A 19,287-nucleotide genomic window follows, 5' to 3' on the forward strand; every position below is an offset into this window, starting at 1 on the left:
AAAAAGGAGGATGGTTATGCAGCTTCAGAGAGCCTTGACCCCGACCCGTAAAGCTGACTTTTTGGCGGAATTGACCCAGACGGTCAGTGGCTTGTTATTGGTAGGTTTTTTGTGGACGCACATGATTTTTGTCGCAGCGATTATTTTGGGAGTGGAAGCGTTTAACAAACTGGCCCATTTTATGGAACAATTCAAGCTGTTGGATCTGGCTGTGATTTTTATAATCTTGACAGTCGCAGCTCACGCCGGAGCGGTACTCCGGCGGATCCCCAGCCGGTGGCAGGAACAAAAAATCGTTTGGAAACACGCCAAAACGATCAAACACCGCGATACCTGGTCTTGGCTGTTTCAGGCCGTTACAGGAAGCGCTATGCTTCTTCTGATCATCATTCACGTTGTCGTTGTCGTATATGCAGGAATTGACGCGAAGCTGAGCGCCGATCGTGTTCATTCGTGGATGCTTTGGTTTTATGCAGTTCTTCTGTTGCTGGCTGAGTATCATGCCAGCGTTGGACTTTACCGCACTTTTGTAAAATGGGGATTTGTGAAACGCCATAGTCTGAAAAAGGTTTTAACCGTCGTTACAGTTTGTACGGTCGGATTGGGTCTTGTGAGCTTGGGGGTATTTTATTCGCTGGGGGGTTCACTATGAGTCAATATGACAGATTCACTTCGGACGTATTAATTGTCGGGGCCGGGTTAGCAGGTGAACGCGCGGCGATAGAAGCTGCCACTCAGGGTTTGAATGTGATCATTTTAAGCTTGGTCCCCCCCAGACGTTCTCACAGTTCGGCTGCCCAGGGTGGTATGCAGGCGGCACTCGGAAACAGCGCCATGGGCAAGGGAGACAGTCCTGATATCCATTTTGCCGATACAGTGAAAGGATCCGATTGGGGTTGTGATCAGGATGTGGCCCGACTTTTTGCGGAAATGGCACCTGTCGCCATGCGACAAATGGCATACTGGGGAGTCCCATGGAGCCGTGTCGTGCCAGGCAAACGTATCTATGACGGCGTGGACATTCATGAAGATCCGGAAAAAGAAGGGCTGATCGCAGCCCGCAACTTTGGCGGAACCGCCAAATGGCGTACATGCTACACTGCGGACGGCACAGGTCACACCGTCCTTTATACGATGGACAGTGTGGTCATTAAGTTAGGAATTACCGTTCACGATCGAACCGAGGTTCTTTCCTTGATTCATGATGGTGAACGATGCAGCGGAGTGGTAGCCAGATGCTTAAGAACCGGTAATCTTCGGGTTTACACTGCAAAGTCCACTGTGATAGCAACTGGTGGGTACGGGAGGCTTTATGGCGCTTCCACCAACGCCATCATCAACGAGGGAAGCGGCATGTTTGTTGCTTTGGAAACAGGAGTTGTTCCCTTGGGGAATATGGAGGCCGTGCAGTTCCATCCGACAGGTATTGTTCCGACCTGGATTCTGATTACCGAGGGCGCGCGCGGCGATGGCGGATACCTGTTGGATAAGGATCACCATCGGTTTATGCCGGATTATGAACCGAAGAAAAAAGAATTAGCCTCCAGAGATGTTGTTTCCCGCCGTATTATGCAGCATATTCGCAAAGGATACGGGGTTGAAAGTCCTTACGGGGCTCATGTCTGGTTAGACATCCGACATCTCGGAGAAAAACACATCAACACCAACTTGCGCGAAATCGCCAATATTTGTCGCAATTTTGCGGGGGTTGACCCGGTTCATGATTTGATTCCCGTTCGGCCAACCCAACACTACAGCATGGGCGGCATTCGCACGAATATTGACGGAATGGCTTACGGATTGACAGGTTTATTTTCACTGGGGGAAGCGGCCTGCTGGGATATGCACGGGTTTAACCGGTTGGGCGGGAATTCCCTTGCTGAAACGGTAGTGGCGGGCATGCTGATCGGCGACAAAATTGCCAAATATACCAAGGAAGCTTCCTTGAATGTATCGTCCGCCCTCATCGAAGAACATGTCAGGTTCCAGGAAGACCGAATTCAGTCATTGATTGAATGCCGTAACGGAAAAGAAAACGTCTATCAGCTGCGACGCGAGATGGAAACAATCTTAAGTGAAAATGTTGGCATTTTCCGTTCGGAGGAGCCCTTACAAAAAGCGGTTGCCCAACTGCACGAACTGCACCAACGCTCCTGCCAAGTGGGTCTCCGCAGCGGAGGAAAAGGAGCGGATCCGGAGTTGGCTTCCGCGCTGAGGATTACCGGAATGATTAAACTGGCTTATTGTATTGCAGCCGGAGCACTCGCCCGAAAAGAAAGCCGAGGCAGTCACTTTCGGGAGGATTACCCGAAACGAGATGACGAAAATTGGTTAAAGCGAACTCTCGCATATTGGCCCGTTGGAGCGGATCGGCCCGAGTTGGATTATGAACCGGTGAAAATAACGGAACTGCCACCGGGTGACCGGGGATATGGAGAAGCGAGCACAGGAGCGGCAAGTGCGAATCGGTGAATAGGAGGGGAAAAAGATGAGTCAGCGCCAATTGACTTTTCATATTTTTCGTTATAATCCGGAAACTCCAAATCAGAAGCCTGCTACCCAAACTTTCGTCTTACAAGAAGAGACCGGCATGACATTGTTTATTGCACTGAATAAAATTCGAGAAGAACAGGACTCCACATTAAAATTCGATTTTGTTTGCCGCGCGGGCATATGCGGTTCTTGCGGCATGTTGATTAACGGCAAGCCCACCCTGGCCTGCAGGACATTAACCAAAGATTTGCCAACGGACATCACCCTGATGCCGCTGCCCGTTTTTAAATTGCTTGGCGATTTGTCCGTGGATACCGGCACCTGGTTTCGGGATATGTCCCTGCGAACAGAAGCCTGGGTACATACGGAGAAGACGTTTGACCCGGATGCGCAAGAAGAGAGAATGAGTAATGAAACGGCCTTGCATATATACGAAGCGGAACGGTGCATCGAGTGCGGGTGCTGTATTGGAGGATGCGCTACCGCCAATATCAAGCCTAATTTTATCGGAGCGGCCGGTGTGAACCGGGTAGCACGGTTTATGCTCGATCCCCGCGACGAACGGGATGAACAAGAATACTTCGATGTGGTCGGATCTGAGGACGGTATTTTTGGCTGCATCGGCCTTATGGCGTGTGATGACAATTGTCCGGTCGGAATCCCCCTGCAGGGCCAGTTAGCTTATGTGAGAAGGAAGATGGCACTCGCCGGCTGGAAGCGTTAAGCCAAACGTTGCCTCCCTTATTTGGGAGGCCTTCTTGTATGCAATATTTTGCTTCTCGATAAATTACAAGTTGATTGTAACTTGTAAACAAAGTTTATTATCCGTAAACACATATGTTCGATAAAAATAAAGTGGTAGACTGAAGTTGTTTATTGAGCTATCGATTCGCATTAGTTTAAGAATTAGTGACAACCCTGCAACGTGTTTTCCAACACTACAGGTCGTAATTTCTGTGTTTTTGAATTAGACAGACGAACTTGAACACGAGTGTTTACGGGAATACCATATGTTGCGCTTGTAGCTGGGGCGATAGGGCTCCAGATATTGCTCCAGCATGTCAGAGACCATCGATACCTCCTCGTCATGAATCCCGCATTGTTCCAAGATGTGCGGATCATAATCCGGTTTGGACAACAGCATTCGGGTTTCCTCCTTTTGTACCGTTTTTCGGACATAAAGAGGACGGGGATCCGGCATAACGCCCAGCACATTTCGAAAATGCGGATCCAATACCTTGACGAACACCGATTTCCGATTCCCATGGTATTCGTAGATGTTCCCGGCCTTGGCAAACCCTTGGGTTTCACCCAAGAAGTGCCATCCATTGATCCCATGTTAGCTCCCGTTCAGTACCGTTGACGAGCACAATGTCGATCGGTTGAAACCATCGGAGCTTTCCTGTAATGGAGTTCTTGTCCACTGTTTCGAAGGTAGAGTCCATATGTTTTTTCATCCTTGTTTGTATTCAGTGATTGACGGTGTTCAGCAAAATCTTTCGCTGTACTAAATAACAACAACTCTGTTACGTCCCGTTTCTTTTGCCCGATACAATCCCTGATCTGCTTTCTCAATAAACTGGTTCAGATCTTGCCCTTTGATATATTCTGTTATCCCTAAACTAATGGTGACCAATATCCGTTTTCCTTTATAAACAAACCTGGTTCCTTCCACTGTCTTTCGGATTCGCTCAGCGAATTTAATTCCTTGTTCTAAAGGAGCATTCGGTAAAACAATTATAAATTCTTCTCCGCCTGTTCTAACGAATACATCAGAATCACGAATGATCCCCTCTATAACTCTGGTTACTTTTTTCAAAACCATATCCCCAGCGTTGTGACCATATGTATCGTTGATGGTTTTGAAATGGTCAATATCAAACATGATCAGTGTCATCGGATCTTCTCTTCTTTCAGATAAAGGAATGGCTTTTTCCATATACAAATCCAGGTATCTGCGGTTATAGATTTTAGTGAGCGGGTCAGTCAAAGCAAGATGTTCCAATTCCGTTATCAACCTTGCAACCTTGATTCGAAAAGAAGAGATCACTGTGAATACGACCCATTCCACTGCTCCTGTAATCATTAAATCAGCGGCATGTTGATATGGCATTTGTTCCTGATGGAACGCAAATTCCGTAATCACCATAAGAAAGAAGCCTGACAATCCGACAGTGATTGTTGCTTTCCATGTTGGGAATAAGACTACTGTTGCAATAGCAGGAATCAGGAGAAGCATCCATAGTGATTCTAACGGCGAATAATAATTAACAACTAATACCGTTGCTAATGACGCCAAGATCAATACATACATCAGCTTTCTGTTCATCATTCGGTGTTCTTCCTTTGTCCAGTGATCGTAGCTTTAGATAGCAGTTTCCGACAAATTCCCACCATTTCGAGATTCCTTTCCCCAACAATAAAATGTTGCGTGAAAAAGATCCATAATATTTCCGACAAGTTTAACACTTAATACTGCTATTTCGTTTTCTTTCTTCTCTCGATTTCTAATTTTTGTATCACCTGAAATAATCGTTGTTGTTCGTTAGAATCTGCTTCAATGAACTCAATTCCATAAATGATATCGTTCATCAGTTCCTCTTTTCGTACGATTTTTCCTTTAAATGAAAACTCCTCATCCTGGAGCATGAAATGAAGTTGCAAAAAAATATGTTTTCTGACAGGCAAATCATAGTCACATATTAATTTCAAACCTGTACCACTGATATCCCTTATTTTCCCTTCCCCTTGTCTATGCTTTAACCGTTCCAATAATTTATCACCAAAATCAATCAATTCAAATGTACATTCCTGTTCGAGAAGTTTCACCCGAAAATTCTCTCTTCTTTCCTTTTCTTTCAATTTTGCTTGCAGATCAGCCAGTGATTCTTGCAATGCATTGATTTGGTCTAACTTTTTTCTTAATTGCCTTTGATAGAACCCGTGTATAAGAAAAAGTATGAGAACAATCAAAAACGCAGACAGTATACTTCCCCATATCACGTTACCCATGTAAAAACTTACCCTTTCTTGTGGTGAATTTCACTGATCGGCAATGGTCTCCCCAATAAGTTTCCTTGCCCCAAATGCACACCCAGTGCTTTGACAATCGCCAAATCCGTTGGCTCTTCAATCCCTTCCAGAATCAAGTGAATATTTTTTTGCTGGCACATCTCCACAAGCAATTGAATCACGTTTTGTTTTTCCTTTGACACAGATAAATCCATGGCAAAATATCGATCCAACTTAACAAAGTCTGGGTGAAGTTGTTTGATGATTCGCAATGATGATTCCCCTTTGCCGTAATCATCCAGTGCAATGGCATACCCTTTATCTTTCACTGTCCTCTAAAAGCATTCCGTTTGCATCTGACATGGTAAAAACTCCCTATCTTATCACTTAAACCACCCATCATTTTCGAGGTCTTCAGATAACATAACGAGATTCGATTGTTTCAACATGGTTTGCACATCAGACAGACATCTCGTCACTCCTTGAAAAATAATACTTTTAGTATATCATTATTAATTTTTAATATCTATTGTCTCTTTGGGAAGCTTAAAGATGAAAGCTAAAGTTACCTAAGAGGTGGTAAAATGAGTGATTTGCCAAAGGTGATCGGAGAGCGGATTCGAAATTTCCGCAAAGAAAAGGGATTGAGCCAAGAAGAATTAGCAGATATAGCCAATCTCCACACTACATACATTGGACAATTGGAAAGAGGCGAGAAAAATGCCACACTGGAAAGCATCGAAAAGGTGACCAACGCTCTGGAGATTTCATTAGAAAACCTCTTTCGGTCGATCCACCCTAATCCAGATTCTCAAGAATACACACTATCCCAAATCATCACCCGCTTACAAACACGAAGCATCGAAGATCAGAAAATCATTCTAAAGTTGCTGGATCTATTGCTGGAATGGAAGGATCGGTAAAAATTAGCGAGCAGTCTTGCTAAAGCATAAAAAATGAGGCGGAAACAATCTTTCCGCCCCTTGAGTCTATTTCGCTAATCTTGCACACATTGTCATCAACATTTCTCTCATCAAACAAACCCTATTAAACACAACGCATCACTTCTCCTGTACATTCACGCTTAATATGGTTCTATAAAGTTTACCCTGCACAGCAGGATAATTTAGATACGTCTTTATCAAAAGTTAACGCCGCCAATTTCAACCCTTCCGCCATTGTCAGATACGGTGCAAGACTTTCTCTTAAATCTTCAATGGTTAATCCAAATTTCACTGCCAATGTGCCTGCGTAAATGACATCACCAGCATTTTCAGCAACCACATGAACTCCTAAAACTTTAAAGGTATTGGCATCAGCAACCAGTTTAAAAATACCAGTGGTTTCCCGATTTACGATGGCTCTTGGCACAGCACTTAAAGGCAGAACCGATGTCCTTACCTCCAACCCTTTTTCTTTTGCCTGTTTCTCGGTAAGACCTACGGTTGCAATCGAAGGATTTGTAAAGGTGACACCCGGAACGGCTTCGAGGTTTGCCTTTCGGTTAGCTCCTCCGATGGCGTTATCTGCCGCAATCCCGCCTTCATAAGCGGCGACATAAACAAATTGTGGACCTAGCGTAACATCTCCTGCGGCATAAACCCTTGGATTGCTTGTACGCAAATATTCGTCAACGACAATTTCACCACGAGAACCCACCTGAATGCCCGCCGCTTCCAGATGGAGAGCTTCGGTATTTGGCTTTCGCCCTGTTGCAATGAGTAATTCATCAGCTTCAAACACCTTTTGTTTTCCGTTTACCGTAACATAAACTTGTTTGATGTCTCCATGTTGTTCAATACGCTCATATGTGGCCCCCGTCACAAGGTTGATCCCTTGTTCTGCTAATGCTTGCTTGACTACATCTGCAATTTCGGGATCATATTTGCGTAAAAAGGTATCTCCTCTTTGGAGAATGGTTACTTCCGTTCCCAAGTTGTTAAAAAGGTTTCCTAACTCCAGTCCGATAAAACCTGCACCAATCACCGCAAGACGCTTCGGAAGCCTTTTTCGTTCAAGCAATGTGGTGCTTGTTACATAGTCAACATCCTTTAATCCTGGGATATCAGGTATGTCAGGAGATGCTCCTGTAGCAATCAGAAAGCGTTTTGCGGTCAGTTGGCGACCACCGACCTCTACGGTTTTCTCATCGATAAACTTTGCCTCGCCACGGATCAACTCAAAACCATAGTCATCAATGAGATCTACATATTTTTGCTCACGAAGTTGGCTGACAAGTTTATTTTTCTCCTTGATTAACGAAGCCAAATCCACATCACCAGCAGATGTATGTAACCCGATAAAAGGATTGGTCTTTGCCAGGTGATGAATTTCCCCCGCCCGCAAAAGTGTTTTCGATGGGACACAGCCAATATTGACACAGGTTCCGCCAACGGTTCCACGTTCAATCATGGCGACTTTTGCACCATATTCGACCGCTTTAATCGCCGAAGCAAAAGCGGCTCCTCCTGACCCGATAATCAGGTAATCGTATTCGCCTTCATCCCCTGCAACCACTTTTAGTGGCGGCTGGATCTCTTGTACTTCTCCAGGCTGATACCTTGCTTCACGAATCGCTTCTTGAGCTTTTGTTACATCCGCGTGGTCTGGGAGTTCAAATGTTGCCTCCCCGTGCCGGTAACTTGCGTTGATATTGACTGCTCCTATATTCTGTAATGCGGTGGCAATATGTTCTTCGCATCCCGTACACGTCATGCCTTGAACGATTAGTCGATACCTTTTCAAGCGAAGTCCCCCTTTATGAATCTTTCCCCTTTACATCACAACAATGGTCGGTTTGTTCCCGAAACATTTTTCTCCATCCCATATACAGAGATAAGGCGAATAACATAGCCAGAATGACAAAAGTAGCCGTTTGAAACTGTGCGATCGATGAACCAATTGCTGTTCCTGCCAACAATGGAATCAGTAAAACCAAATGGCAAGGACAGGTTACCAAAGCTACAAAAAACCAGCCGACACCTTTCATTGTCTCTCTCATCATCATCACCTCTATTTTTCCATTAACGTTTCGATGATAGGACATTCAAACATCTCTTTGTTTTCAGGACACTTTTCCTTTAAGCTAATGAGCATTCGTTCAATTTTTCGGAGATCTTGAATTTTACTTTGAATCTCCCGAAGTTTTAAATCAGTAAAATCGTACATGTCCTTGCATTTGACTTCATCCCGATCTACAACACCCAATAACTTATCAATTTCTTGAAGTGTAAACCCCAAGTCTTGCATGCGTTTAATAAAACCGATCCGTTGCACCATATCCTCTGGATACATACGGTATCCAGAATCCGAACGAGTCGGTTCGGGAATCAACCCCAACCTTTCGTAATAACGAATGGTTTCTTTATTGACATTGCACGCTTTCGCCAATTGACTGATTCGATACATCATGTGATCACCCATTTTCATTATAAACCCTGTACTATAGTACAGGGTCAATTGTTAGCTCGAAAAGAAAAGGGGCGATCCCTTAGTCTTTGCTTATTGGGACAGCCCACAACTATTTACAGGATTACATTTCATCAATGAAGTCTTTTCGCAATCTAAGGCAATCATTTCTTTTACTCTAAATTCCTATCTAATAACGCCCCCGTTTGTTCTGCTATGACACGAGCCGGCAAAGGCATTCCATTTTTGAACCACCATTCCACTACACCTACGATCGCCGAGCCAAAAAATTGAAGAATCACATCTTCATGAAAACCGCCATTTTTTCCTTTTGTTATATCCACTTCAGCTTTATACTCTTCGATGACTAAATCAAGAAACCGACTGCGAAAAGAAGGAGCCCCTTTACTTGCCAACATGGTTGAAAAAAATAAATAATGACGTTCAAAGTATTCGAACCATACGTAATTTCCTTCTTGAAACGTCATTTCAGAAGCGGATCGGCAAAGTTCCCGGAGATTGTTTATATGTTCTTCAATCATCTTATCCAGCAGATCATATTTATCCGTGTAATGAAGATAGATGGTTCCTCGATTAACATTTGCTCTGTCTGCAATATCCTGAATCGTAATGTCGTCAAAATTTTTTTCAGACATCAGTTCAGTTACGGCATTTTTTATCGCTTCTTGGCTTTTGGCTATTCTTCGATCTACTTTAGACATTTGAATCTCACCAATCTTTCTATAGATAATCAACAATTTCAATTGATTTGTTGAATAGTCAACAAATTGCGTTCATTTAACCATTGAAAGCGTTCTGTTTCTTTTTATAATTATAAACAGATGTTGATAAATCAATCAATATTGATTTTTGGGAGGTGCTCCCTACATTGGATTCCCGAAAACATTATACGCCATTCATGAAGTGAATGAGGTTTTCAAAGCAAACGATATCCCGCTTCCGATTGAAAGCCAAACACAGGTTGAAGAAAATACGCGGTTTAACAAAGGATTTGCCGTGCAGGTGAAGATTTTTGGTGATGTCATTGAAAGAATGAGGAAGGCAGCTCCCGCTAATCAAGAGCATATTCAGGATTATCTTGCCTCTTTTTGTTTTGGAGACTTCTACACCCGCTCCGGTCTCGATTTAAAGACACGGGAGTTGCTGACTTTCTGTATCGTGAGTAGCCTGGGGGGTGCTGAGAGGCAAGTGAAGGCACATGTGCAAGGTAACAAGAATGTGGGCAATGACAAGGAAACATTGATCACCGCCATCACCCACTGCCTCCCCTATATGGGCTTTCCGAGAACACTGAATGCATTAGCTTGCATTAATGAAATTTTTCCTGAAAAGTAAGAAAAGAGAACGAGGATGCCACAGATTCTTGTAAAACTTTTACCCGGCTGAACTGAAGAACAAAAGAAAAAACTTACTGATAAGATTGTTCAAACTGTTAAGGATACAGTAAACGCTGGAGAGTCAAGCATGAAGGAATTCCTAATGAGAAATATAACCATGTAAAGGAGACAAAAGCATGTTTAACGAAACTTTCAAATTATCAAATGATGTAGAGATTCCAAAATTAGGTCTTGGTACTTGGCTGTTGGACGATGCACAGGCGGCACAGGCAGTGCGTGACGCGGTATCGATCGGATATCGCCATTTTGATACTGCTCAGGCTTATATGAATGAAGCTGGTGTAGGCGAAGGAATCCGTTCCTGCGGTGTCGCAAGAGAAGAACTTTTCATTACGACAAAGGTTGCCGCAGAATTGAAAAACTATGATGCAGTTACGCAGTCCATTGATGAGTCTTTAGCAAAATTGGGACTGGATTACATTGACCTTCTGATTATCCACAGCCCACAGCCTTGGAAGGAGTTCCGTGGGGAAAACCGATACTTCGAGGAAAACAAAGAAGTATGGAAAGCAATGGAGGATGCTTATAAGACAGGCAAAGTAAAGGCAATCGGTCTTTCTAACTTCCTTCAGGATGATATCGAGAATATTATTGCAGGCTGTGAGATCAAGCCTATGGTAAATCAGATATTGGCACACGTGAGCAATACTCCTTTGGAACTCATTGAATTCTGCCAGAAGAATGGCATCCTGGTAGAGGCATATTCGCCCATTGCACATGGTGCAATTCTTGACAATGCAGAGATTAAGGCAATCGCCGATAAGTATGGAGTATCGGTTGCTCAGCTTTGCCTGCGTTATGATCTCCAGCTTGGTCTTGTCGTCATTCCCAAGACGGCAAATCCGGATCATATGAGAAACAATGCAGAGCTTGATTTTGTTATCAGCGATGAAGATATGGAGACTTTGAAGGATGTCGAGCGAATCCCGGATTATGGTGAGCATAGCTTCTTCCCGGTGTTTGGCGGGAAATTAAAATAAACAGGTCATATGGAGGAATGAAAGTGGCAAAACATGAGGAAGTCAAACATGGCGTTATTTTCCCGGCGGGCGAAAAAAATCCATATTCACAATTTTTTGTGGGACAAAGTTATCTTAAAACATTAGTTGCTGATCCTAAAGTAAGTGTTGGTGTCGGAAATGTGACCTTTGAACCAGGTTGCAGAAATAACTGGCATATTCACCGTAATGGATTTCAAATTTTATTAGTAACTGGCGGAGAAGGTTGGTACCAAGAAGAAGGAAAACCTGCTCAATTTTTAAAAGCCGGCGATGTTATTGTTACTCACGATGGTGTGAAACACTGGCATGGTGCAACAAAAGACAGCTGGTTTGAACACATTGCCATTACTGCAGGTACGCCGGAATGGTTGGAACCAGTATCAGATGAAGAATATAACAAGTTGAAATAATGATTGATGATAAGAATTGCCCTGTTTAACAGGGCTTTTTCTATATCAATCCTAAGCATTATGGGGTGTTCTTATAGAAAGGAATAATACTTTGGAATGACCATTTGTAAAACCGCTTTCGCGATTCCTACTGCGGAACTTCATTAAGCCCTGATTGGGAGTTTCACGCCTTGCGACCCTGATGAATCGGAGAAAAGAACCGAGGAAAAACAGGAATGGACCACTGAATTTCGCTCGGCAGCGTAAATTCTCCTTGGACCATTGGGATATTTTCATCGGGATGCCACCATTAAAAATGTCCGTTATACTTTGCATTCACACTGAATGCACTGCGTATAGTATAACGAGGTGTCTTTGAGAGCTGATTGAATACATGTGCAAATGTATTCTTGATTGATTTCAACGATTCCCTTAGAATAGTAACTGAGAAAATCAATTGTTTTCTCGAAAAAGCCGGAGATCCTCTACCGTATAAGTGAGGAACGAAAAAAGTGTGTCAAGGGTAGCGAGAAAAACGCTACCCTTCGTTTTTGGGAGAATAAAGATGAGTAAATCGATCAAGATATGCGGAGTTCAATCAGTGTACTTAGACTATTTGCGTCGGTTTGACAAATTAGTAAAGACCCTACTCAAAATCGAAAGTTTGTAGGAATCATACTTGAGGTGGATGGTCATTCCTATTGTGCTCCCTTATCTTCTCCAAAACCTAAACATCAACATATTTCTGACAAAGCACCAGATATTATCAAAATTGATGATGGAAAATTAGGGGTCATTAATTTGAACAACATGATCCCCGTTCTTCCGTCTGTCATTATACCCATTGATATAGCGAGTGAACCCGACCAGCAGTATCGTCAATTGCTGACAAAACAAATGCTATTTATCCGAGCAAATGAGGGATTGGTCAAGAAAAAAGCCAAGCGATTGTATCAAATCGTAAAGAGCAAAAAACAACCAAAGCTGAATAACCGCTGTTGTTATTTTTCTTTATTAGAACAGATGTCCTTGCAATTTGGCATAGTATCGCCTATCACAGCGGAAGAAGTAGCATCTACCAATAGTGAAGAAGAAAATTAATCAACCAAGAGAATTTCCCCTTTCTTTTGTTATGTGCGATTATTTGATGACTTGCCATCTGTCAGGAATTTTATTCACTTTCGTCAATTGTGCCTTGTTCATCTATAAATAAAGCAGTAATACCCGTCCGTTTCTTAGCTAATAAAGGAAGTCTACTCCAAAGATTTCGGAACTGTTTAACATCGGGTAACGCTATACTGTACTTTGCAGTTGGGTCATCCATTCTCTGAAGTGTTTCAGCCAAGACCCCTAAGAAATAGTTTACGTTCATTGGATTAGAAGTCCCCAAGCCTTTTACCTCAATAATCCAACGTTCCGTTCCTCTTATTGCATTTATGTCAATTCCAGGAGTTTTTCCCCATGCAATCTGCGTTTCCCAACCGTTTGAATGGAGGAATTCCTTTAGGAATTGTTTGATATTGTCTTCAGAAAAGACGGATGACAATTCATTATCTCGCACATTTTCTTGATGAGTTACTGGTTCTACCAAGATACCCTCCGAGCATAAATAATTTCCCAGCTTACCATCTTTTCGCCGAATACGTTTAATGATTTGTTTTGTCTCCAATGACCTGCATGCCTGGTTTACCGCCTGTTGCGGCTCATTTACTCCTAATATGGCGTTGGTGATTTCCCGATCCGTTAAGCCCTCTTGAGTTTTTAAGAGGGTTATGTGTATCCCTTCTAATCCTTGAATTTTGTCGATTCATTCCTTACACTCTCACCTACCTTAAACCCATGCCGCACAAGCATTTTCAGTCATTCAAGAAAATGAAAAACCGCCTACATTGGCGGCAACAACTCCCTAAAACGGCACTTTTTTTTATACGTTCGATCTCATTCAATCGCACGTCTAACATTTGGCTTATTTTTAGCATATATGGGTGAGTTAAACAATCCACATCTTGACTCACACGAATCAATCGTTTCTTCAGCATCGTAATTTCTGCATCTAAACGCATGTGAACGCGACTTTCCAAATCACATTCCCCCTTAATAGGTTGGAGTTTCGGTAGCTGGCTGACATAGCATAAAACCTTAGCCCCTGTAGCTTTGCGTCACAACTTTTCAGTTGCTTTGCCTTTTTCACACGATGCGATTTGGTTATTTAGTTGTATTGACATAAATATACTATTTCCCCCGACCATTTTCAATATTTTCAAAAAACATTGAATAGCAACCGATTGACAATCCTATCAGTTGTTTATGTAATGGTCATAAATGGATCCCCATTCTATGACCTTTTCGTTTATTATGCGACATTTCCATGATCGATTGGAATAAATTGATTCAAGTCAGGCACAAAGTAAAAACCATCTCGGCTCAATTCTGCCTAGATGTCCTCCATATCAAGAAAATGGCTGTCGGCTACTTCCTACAGCGTTTTTCCCTTCAATTGATCATTCAAATACTCCACTCTTTTCGTGACTGGAGCCATGTAAAATTGATGCCCGTACAATCTTGATCCCCTCCCTCCGCTTCTCATCAGTTCTTCTATCTACTCTACCATTGTATGTAAAAATCAAGAGTTCAGATATGGCAAACATGTTTGAGCTGGTTTGAGCATTGGAAAGTCACGTAAGGTAAGGGAAAATCAGATGTTAGAAAATGAAGAAAATAGCCGAGGCAGAAACAGGAGTAGATCCCCAAATTTCGCTCAGCTCGTAGGCAAACATATTAAGCTTTAGGCAAACTTTTTAGGCTGTGGGCAATCTAAAACTGCTTTTTACACAAGTATGCACCGAAAATAAAGTCGTCTCGCCCATGTCACCTTTCCCCATCCACTCTCGCTCCTACAGCCACAAGGCTTCTCCGCCTCTCCACACCATATACCAAAAATTACCAATGTAATTATAGTCGTCATAGGGTTCTGGGAAAAACAGGGATTACGACGTGAAAAAACGGGGTCAAAAAAGCAATTAAAGTCGAACTAAGAGCAGGGGGAAAGGCAGGGAAACAGATTCGGGATAGGGCAACAGATAATCGGAGGAAATGATCGAGAAAAAACAGGAGAAAAACGTTTGAATCCTTTGTACCACAAGGATTTTCTTCGTCTCCCCTCCCAATAAATCCTCTCACCTGATTTAAGAAAAGAGCCGAGGAAATACAGGTGTGCATCGCAAAAAAAGTCTGCCCAAAACCTCCCCCACCCGCTCCTCTCCACAAACCAAATCGTATCAAGGCTTTTCCCGCTCTTTCATCTGTTTCACTTTATCACTCTAAACCAGTAAAAGTCTGCATGCAAATCAGAGTAAAAACCAGAGGAGACTTCTGAAAAACGAAGTGAAAAATAGCAAATATAGTTTGCCCGTGAGGACAGTGATAATCGGGAAAAACATAGGGAAAGAATGAGGCTTGGAGAAAGATCATCAGAGGAAAAAATCGGGGAAATGCCTGATTTATCAAGGGAAGCGGGACTTGCGTCCCATTTGCTCTGGAAAAAGAAAGCCGAGGAAAAACAGGAGTGGATACCTGATTTTCGCTCGGCTCGTAGGCAAACATATTAAGCTTTAAGCAGACTTTTTAGGCTTTGGGCAAACATATTAAGAGATGTACATTTGCCCGTGAGGACAGTGATAATCGGGAAAAACATAGGGAAAGAATGAGGCTTGGAGAAAGATCATCAGAGGAAAAAATCGGGGAAATGCCTGATTTATCAAGGGAAGCGGGACTTGCGTCCCATTTGCTCTGGAAAAAGAAAGCCGAGGAAAAACAGGAGTGGATACCTGATTTTCGCTCGGCTCGTAGGCAAACATATTAAGCTTTAAGCAGACTTTTTAGGCTTTGGGCAAACATATTAAGAGATGTACAAACAAGTATTCAATATGCCTTCCCTCACTCCACCGTCACGCTTTTCGCCAGATTTCTTGGTTTATCTACATCGTTGCCTCTTGCCACCGAAGCGTAGTACGCGAGCAGTTGCAAAGGAATCACCGACAGCACCGGTGCGAGGAACGGCATGGTGCGCGGCACGGTGATCACCTCGTCGGCATACTTGCCGATCTCTCCATCTCCCTGCCAAGCGAGTGTAAGCACGTACGCGTCGCGCGCTTTGACCTCGACGATGTTCGATACTGTTTTTTCATACAGATCGTCCTGCGTCACCAGCGCGATCACCGGAATCCCTTCCGTGATCAGCGCCAGAGTTCCATGCTTCAGTTCCCCCGCCGCATACGCTTCGGCATGAATGTAGGAGATCTCCTTCAGCTTAAGTGAACCTTCCAGCGCGACTGCATAATCCACGCCGCGACCGATGAAAAATGCGTCTTCCTTGTCCTTGTATTTCTCCGCGAACTGACGGAGGGACGGTGCGGTTTCCAGCACTCTTTCCGCCAATTCCGGAAGCCCCTTCAACGCTTGCAAAATCTCCGGCACCTGTGATGCCCCAATGGAACCGCGCTGCTGCGCCAAATAGCAGGCAAACAGATAGAGGACCACCACCTGCGTCGTATACGCTTTGGTCGATGCGACCGCAATCTCAGGCCCGGCCATGGTAATCATCGTATAATCAGCTTCCCGGTTGGCAGAGGAGCCAAGCACGTTGGTGATCGCCAGCACACGAGCTCCACGCTGTTTCGATTCCCGCAGCGCTGCCAGTGTATCCGCCGTTTCACCCGACTGCGAAATGACAATAATTAAAGTGTTATCCGGTACGATCGGATCCCGATACCGATATTCGGAAGCAATCTCCACATCCACCGGGATGCGAGTCAATTTTTCAATTGCCGCTTTGCCGACCAGGCCTGCGTGCCATGACGTGCCGCAGGCCACAATATGAATCCGTTCAATCGATGCCGCCTGTTCGGTCGTCCAATTCAGTTCTTTCAACACAACCCGCTGGCCATCCTCCGAAATGCGCCCGCTCAAAGTGTCGCGGATCGCACGCGGCTGTTCATGGATTTCTTTCAGCATGAAATGCTCATAGCCGCCTTTTTCGGCCGCCAGCGCATCCCATGTGACGTTGAATACTTCTTTTGTGATCGGGTTGCCTTCAAATGTAAAACATTCCACTCCGTCCGCCGTCAGAACCGCAATCTCCCCATCGTCCATTATATAGGTCGAACGGGTATACTCTAAGATTGCCGGAATGTCGGATGCGATAAAATTCTCTCCTTCACCCAGACCAATCACCAGCGGACTTTGCTTCCTCACCGCAATCAATTTTCCCGGTTCATCCTTTGCCATAATAGCCAGCGCAAATGCTCCGTGAATTTGTTTCAGCACTTGTACAACCGTTTGGAACAAATCCCCGTTGTACATTTCTTCCACCAGATGAACAACCACTTCCGTATCGGTTTGCGATTGAAAAATATGGCCTTTTTCCGTAAGTTTCTCCCGCAGTTCCAAATAGTTCTCGATAATGCCGTTATGCACCACAACAAAACGGCCCTGCTCATCGGCGTGCGGGTGCGCGTTAGCATCGGACGGACGGCCATGCGTCGCCCAACGGGTATGCCCGATCCCCTGCATACCAGCCAATACCGCCTCCCCTTTCACCCGTTCTTCCAATGTTGCCAAGCGGCCGACTGATTTTTGCAGACGAATCACACCGTTATCATAGACCGCAATACCTGCCGAATCGTACCCGCGATATTCCAGTTTGCTAAGACCATGAATCAAAACGTCTTGGGCTTGTCGATACCCGATATATCCTACAATTCCACACATGGAAACAAACCTCCTGAAAATGAGCATACGAAATCTACCGCTTTTCGCAAAAAGCGGTTTTCAATCGAGAAAACTGCCTGGTCTCTCCATAAGGGAAAAGACCGTGCAGACAGCTCCCTATTTACCCTTGAGCTGCTCTTGTCCCGACAGTCACCCATCGGATTTGAAACTTCTCTTTACGGCAGAGGGATTGTCTGCCGGGAGGCACCCGCCGAATGGTTCGCTAACCTCCTCCGCGTCAACTGCAACCCACCGTTGCAGTCCAGGCGCTTCATTACCTTTGGAAAAAATTCACGCCGTCCTCGATACCATCACCTCCCTTTCCTGATTACCCCATCCTATTCCGGTTCGACCAAATATGCGCTCCGCAGACATACGAAATGATGTTAGAACTTGTGAAACCCCAACGGAAGCAAAGAAGGAGCTTGCAGCCCCTTCACTTTCCAAGCTCCTTACGCACTACATTCGCGATTCTATCGACATATTCCTGCACCGTTTGTTCATTTGGCCCCTCGGCCATTACACGGATTAACGGCTCGGTACCGGAAGGACGCACCAATACACGGCCATCGTCGCCCATCTCCGCCTCGACTTCCCGAATCACTTGTTGTATTGCTTTATTTTGTTCCCAACCGTCTTTGCTGCCCACTCTGACATTGACCAACGCCTGCGGAAAGCTCTGCATGACGCTCCGCAGTTCGGACAACGGTTTCGCTTCCGCAACCATCGCATTAACCAATTGAACCGCACTTAAAATCCCATCACCTGTCGTGTTATGCTTTAGCAGGATAATATGGCCGGACTGCTCGCCGCCCAACTGGTATCCGCCTTTCCGCATCGCTTCCATTACATAGCGGTCGCCTACTGCCGTCCGTACCAGTTGAATTCCCATTTCTTTCGCCGCTTTGACAAATCCGACGTTGCTCATAACGGTCGTAACTACCGTATCATGCGCCAACTCGCCCGACGCTTTCAAGGAACGCCCCAAAATCGCCATAATATAGTCGCCGTCCACCAACTGCCCTTTTTCATCAACCGCGATCAGGCGATCCGCGTCCCCGTCAAATGAAAGTCCGACATCCGCCTTGTGCGCCAGCACCGCTTCACGCACCACTTCCGGATATGTCGAGCCACATTTTACGTTGATGTTGACCCCGTTAGGCTCCGCATGCACAACCACCACTTCGGCGCCTAATTGGCGGAACACCTGCGGCGCTACCTGATAGGCAGCTCCATTGCCGCAGTCCAATACGACTTTTAGCCCCTCGAACCGATTGTCAACAGTGGTCTGCAAATAATCGGCATACAGCGAAATTCCATCCAAACGCTCTGCAACGCGACCGATGTCGCCCGCGATCGGTCTTGGCATCTGATCTTCGCCTTGCAGCAGCGATTCAATCTCGTCTTCTGTCTGATCTAACAGTTTAAATCCGTCACCGCCGAAAAATTTGATTCCGTTATCCGCCACCGGATTATGCGATGCGGAGATCATCACACCTGCGTCAGCCTGCAGCGCCCTTGTCAGATAGGCGACCCCGGGCGTCGAGATCACTCCAACGCGAACCGCATCCACACCCACCGACAAAATCCCGGCCAACAGCGCGGCTTCCAACATATCACCTGAAATTCTCGTATCTTTACCGACGATGAGTTTCGCGTTTTGTTTTCCTCTCGTTAAAACATAGGCACCTGCCCGCCCCAACCGGTAGGCAATTTCCGCAGTCAATTCCGTATTGGCCACTCCACGTACGCCATCCGTCCCAAACAAACGTCCCAAATTCCGATTGCCCCTTTGTG

General features: G+C 44.8%; 20 protein-coding genes and 1 riboswitch. Of the genes, 8 read left to right on the plus strand and 12 right to left on the minus strand.

Features of this window, described 5'->3' with window-relative positions:
* The first annotated feature begins 16 nt into the window (after positions 1-16).
* Genes skT53_RS11575 through skT53_RS11585 form a run of 3 tightly spaced genes read left to right on the plus strand, consistent with a single transcriptional unit; the run spans position 17 to position 3,217 of the window.
* Positions 17-652: a succinate dehydrogenase/fumarate reductase transmembrane subunit gene (locus skT53_RS11575; protein WP_200757065.1), complete on the plus strand. Its 636-nt coding sequence runs from the start codon at positions 17-19 to the stop codon at positions 650-652.
* On the plus strand, positions 649-2,472 hold the full coding sequence (locus skT53_RS11580) for a fumarate reductase flavoprotein subunit (protein ID WP_200757067.1): 1,824 nt from the start codon (positions 649-651) through the stop codon (positions 2,470-2,472). Before skT53_RS11575 ends, skT53_RS11580 begins: the two co-directional genes overlap by 4 nt.
* A 16-nt stretch (positions 2,473-2,488) precedes the next feature.
* Complete coding sequence (locus skT53_RS11585) at positions 2,489-3,217, plus strand: fumarate reductase iron-sulfur subunit (protein WP_200757069.1); 729 nt, start codon at positions 2,489-2,491, stop codon at positions 3,215-3,217.
* 243 nt (positions 3,218-3,460) lie between these two features.
* Here the strand turns inward: skT53_RS11585 and skT53_RS11590 are convergent, their stop codons facing one another.
* From skT53_RS11590 to skT53_RS11605, 4 genes are all read right to left on the minus strand, one after another.
* Entirely contained in the window at positions 3,461-3,808 is a 348-nt protein-coding gene (locus skT53_RS11590) for a hypothetical protein (RefSeq protein ID WP_200757071.1), read from the minus strand.
* 192 nt (positions 3,809-4,000) lie between these two features.
* Positions 4,001-4,825 (minus strand): GGDEF domain-containing protein, encoded by an 825-nt coding sequence (locus skT53_RS11595; protein WP_200757073.1) that lies wholly within the window; start codon positions 4,823-4,825, stop codon positions 4,001-4,003.
* A 146-nt stretch (positions 4,826-4,971) separates the two neighbouring features.
* Positions 4,972-5,505: a PilZ domain-containing protein gene (locus skT53_RS11600; protein ID WP_226375198.1), complete on the minus strand. Its 534-nt coding sequence runs from the start codon at positions 5,503-5,505 to the stop codon at positions 4,972-4,974.
* A gap of 8 nt (positions 5,506-5,513) precedes the next feature.
* On the minus strand, positions 5,514-5,834 hold the full coding sequence (locus skT53_RS11605; protein WP_200757075.1) for an EAL domain-containing protein: 321 nt from the start codon (positions 5,832-5,834) through the stop codon (positions 5,514-5,516).
* A gap of 255 nt (positions 5,835-6,089) precedes the next feature.
* Here skT53_RS11605 and skT53_RS11610 point away from each other — a divergent pair, with 255 nt between their 5' ends.
* Positions 6,090-6,428: a helix-turn-helix domain-containing protein gene (locus tag skT53_RS11610; RefSeq protein ID WP_200757077.1), complete on the plus strand. Its 339-nt coding sequence runs from the start codon at positions 6,090-6,092 to the stop codon at positions 6,426-6,428.
* A 181-nt stretch (positions 6,429-6,609) separates the two neighbouring features.
* Here the strand turns inward: skT53_RS11610 and merA are convergent, their stop codons facing one another.
* The 4 genes from merA to skT53_RS11630 all read right to left on the minus strand — a co-directional run bounded on the left by merA (position 6,610) and on the right by skT53_RS11630 (position 9,635).
* Positions 6,610-8,250 (minus strand): mercury(II) reductase, encoded by a 1,641-nt coding sequence (gene merA / locus skT53_RS11615; protein WP_200757079.1) that lies wholly within the window; start codon positions 8,248-8,250, stop codon positions 6,610-6,612.
* Positions 8,251-8,263: 13 nt separating this feature from the next.
* On the minus strand, positions 8,264-8,551 hold the full coding sequence (locus tag skT53_RS11620; protein ID WP_200757081.1) for a mercury resistance protein: 288 nt from the start codon (positions 8,549-8,551) through the stop codon (positions 8,264-8,266).
* Complete coding sequence (gene merR / locus skT53_RS11625; RefSeq protein ID WP_200760966.1) at positions 8,518-8,916, minus strand: mercury resistance transcriptional regulator MerR; 399 nt, start codon at positions 8,914-8,916, stop codon at positions 8,518-8,520. Before merR ends, skT53_RS11620 begins: the two co-directional genes overlap by 34 nt.
* A gap of 170 nt (positions 8,917-9,086) precedes the next feature.
* Positions 9,087-9,635, minus strand: coding sequence for a TetR/AcrR family transcriptional regulator (locus skT53_RS11630; RefSeq protein WP_200757082.1), 549 nt, complete (start codon positions 9,633-9,635; stop codon positions 9,087-9,089).
* Between the two features lie 202 nt (positions 9,636-9,837).
* On the opposite strand from skT53_RS11630, the gene skT53_RS11635 reads away from it, so the two are divergent.
* The 4 genes from skT53_RS11635 to skT53_RS11650 all read left to right on the plus strand — a co-directional run bounded on the left by skT53_RS11635 (position 9,838) and on the right by skT53_RS11650 (position 12,822).
* Positions 9,838-10,269 carry a carboxymuconolactone decarboxylase family protein gene (locus tag skT53_RS11635; RefSeq protein WP_226375199.1) on the plus strand — a complete coding sequence of 144 codons (432 nt, stop codon included), beginning with the start codon at positions 9,838-9,840 and terminating at the stop codon, positions 10,267-10,269.
* Positions 10,270-10,447: 178 nt separating this feature from the next.
* Positions 10,448-11,311 (plus strand): aldo/keto reductase, encoded by an 864-nt coding sequence (locus tag skT53_RS11640; RefSeq protein ID WP_200757084.1) that lies wholly within the window; start codon positions 10,448-10,450, stop codon positions 11,309-11,311.
* 23 nt (positions 11,312-11,334) lie between these two features.
* On the plus strand, positions 11,335-11,742 hold the full coding sequence (locus tag skT53_RS11645; RefSeq protein WP_226375200.1) for a cupin domain-containing protein: 408 nt from the start codon (positions 11,335-11,337) through the stop codon (positions 11,740-11,742).
* Positions 11,743-12,405: 663 nt separating this feature from the next.
* Positions 12,406-12,822: a type III toxin-antitoxin system ToxN/AbiQ family toxin gene (locus skT53_RS11650; protein WP_264175967.1), complete on the plus strand. Its 417-nt coding sequence runs from the start codon at positions 12,406-12,408 to the stop codon at positions 12,820-12,822.
* 70 nt (positions 12,823-12,892) lie between these two features.
* On the opposite strand, the gene skT53_RS11655 is transcribed toward skT53_RS11650, so the two are convergent.
* The 4 genes from skT53_RS11655 to glmM form a co-directional block, all read right to left on the minus strand.
* Positions 12,893-13,312 (minus strand): hypothetical protein, encoded by a 420-nt coding sequence (locus tag skT53_RS11655; protein ID WP_226375201.1) that lies wholly within the window; start codon positions 13,310-13,312, stop codon positions 12,893-12,895.
* 265 nt (positions 13,313-13,577) lie between these two features.
* Positions 13,578-13,784 carry a Spo0E family sporulation regulatory protein-aspartic acid phosphatase gene (locus tag skT53_RS19215; protein ID WP_226375444.1) on the minus strand — a complete coding sequence of 69 codons (207 nt, stop codon included), beginning with the start codon at positions 13,782-13,784 and terminating at the stop codon, positions 13,578-13,580.
* 46 nt (positions 13,785-13,830) lie between these two features.
* Positions 13,831-13,914, minus strand: a riboswitch (cyclic di-GMP riboswitch).
* 1,743 nt (positions 13,915-15,657) lie between these two features.
* Positions 15,658-17,490 carry a glutamine--fructose-6-phosphate transaminase (isomerizing) gene (glmS, locus tag skT53_RS11665; protein ID WP_200757088.1) on the minus strand — a complete coding sequence of 611 codons (1,833 nt, stop codon included), beginning with the start codon at positions 17,488-17,490 and terminating at the stop codon, positions 15,658-15,660.
* A gap of 436 nt (positions 17,491-17,926) precedes the next feature.
* A complete protein-coding gene (gene glmM, locus skT53_RS11670; protein ID WP_200757090.1) occupies positions 17,927-19,267 on the minus strand; it encodes a phosphoglucosamine mutase in 1,341 nt (446 codons plus the stop codon).
* Positions 19,268-19,287 lie beyond the last annotated feature (20 nt).

Origin of the sequence: Effusibacillus dendaii, assembly GCF_015097055.1 — a bacterium.
In the GTDB taxonomy this organism is placed as follows: Bacteria; Bacillota; Bacilli; order Tumebacillales; family Effusibacillaceae; genus Effusibacillus; species Effusibacillus dendaii.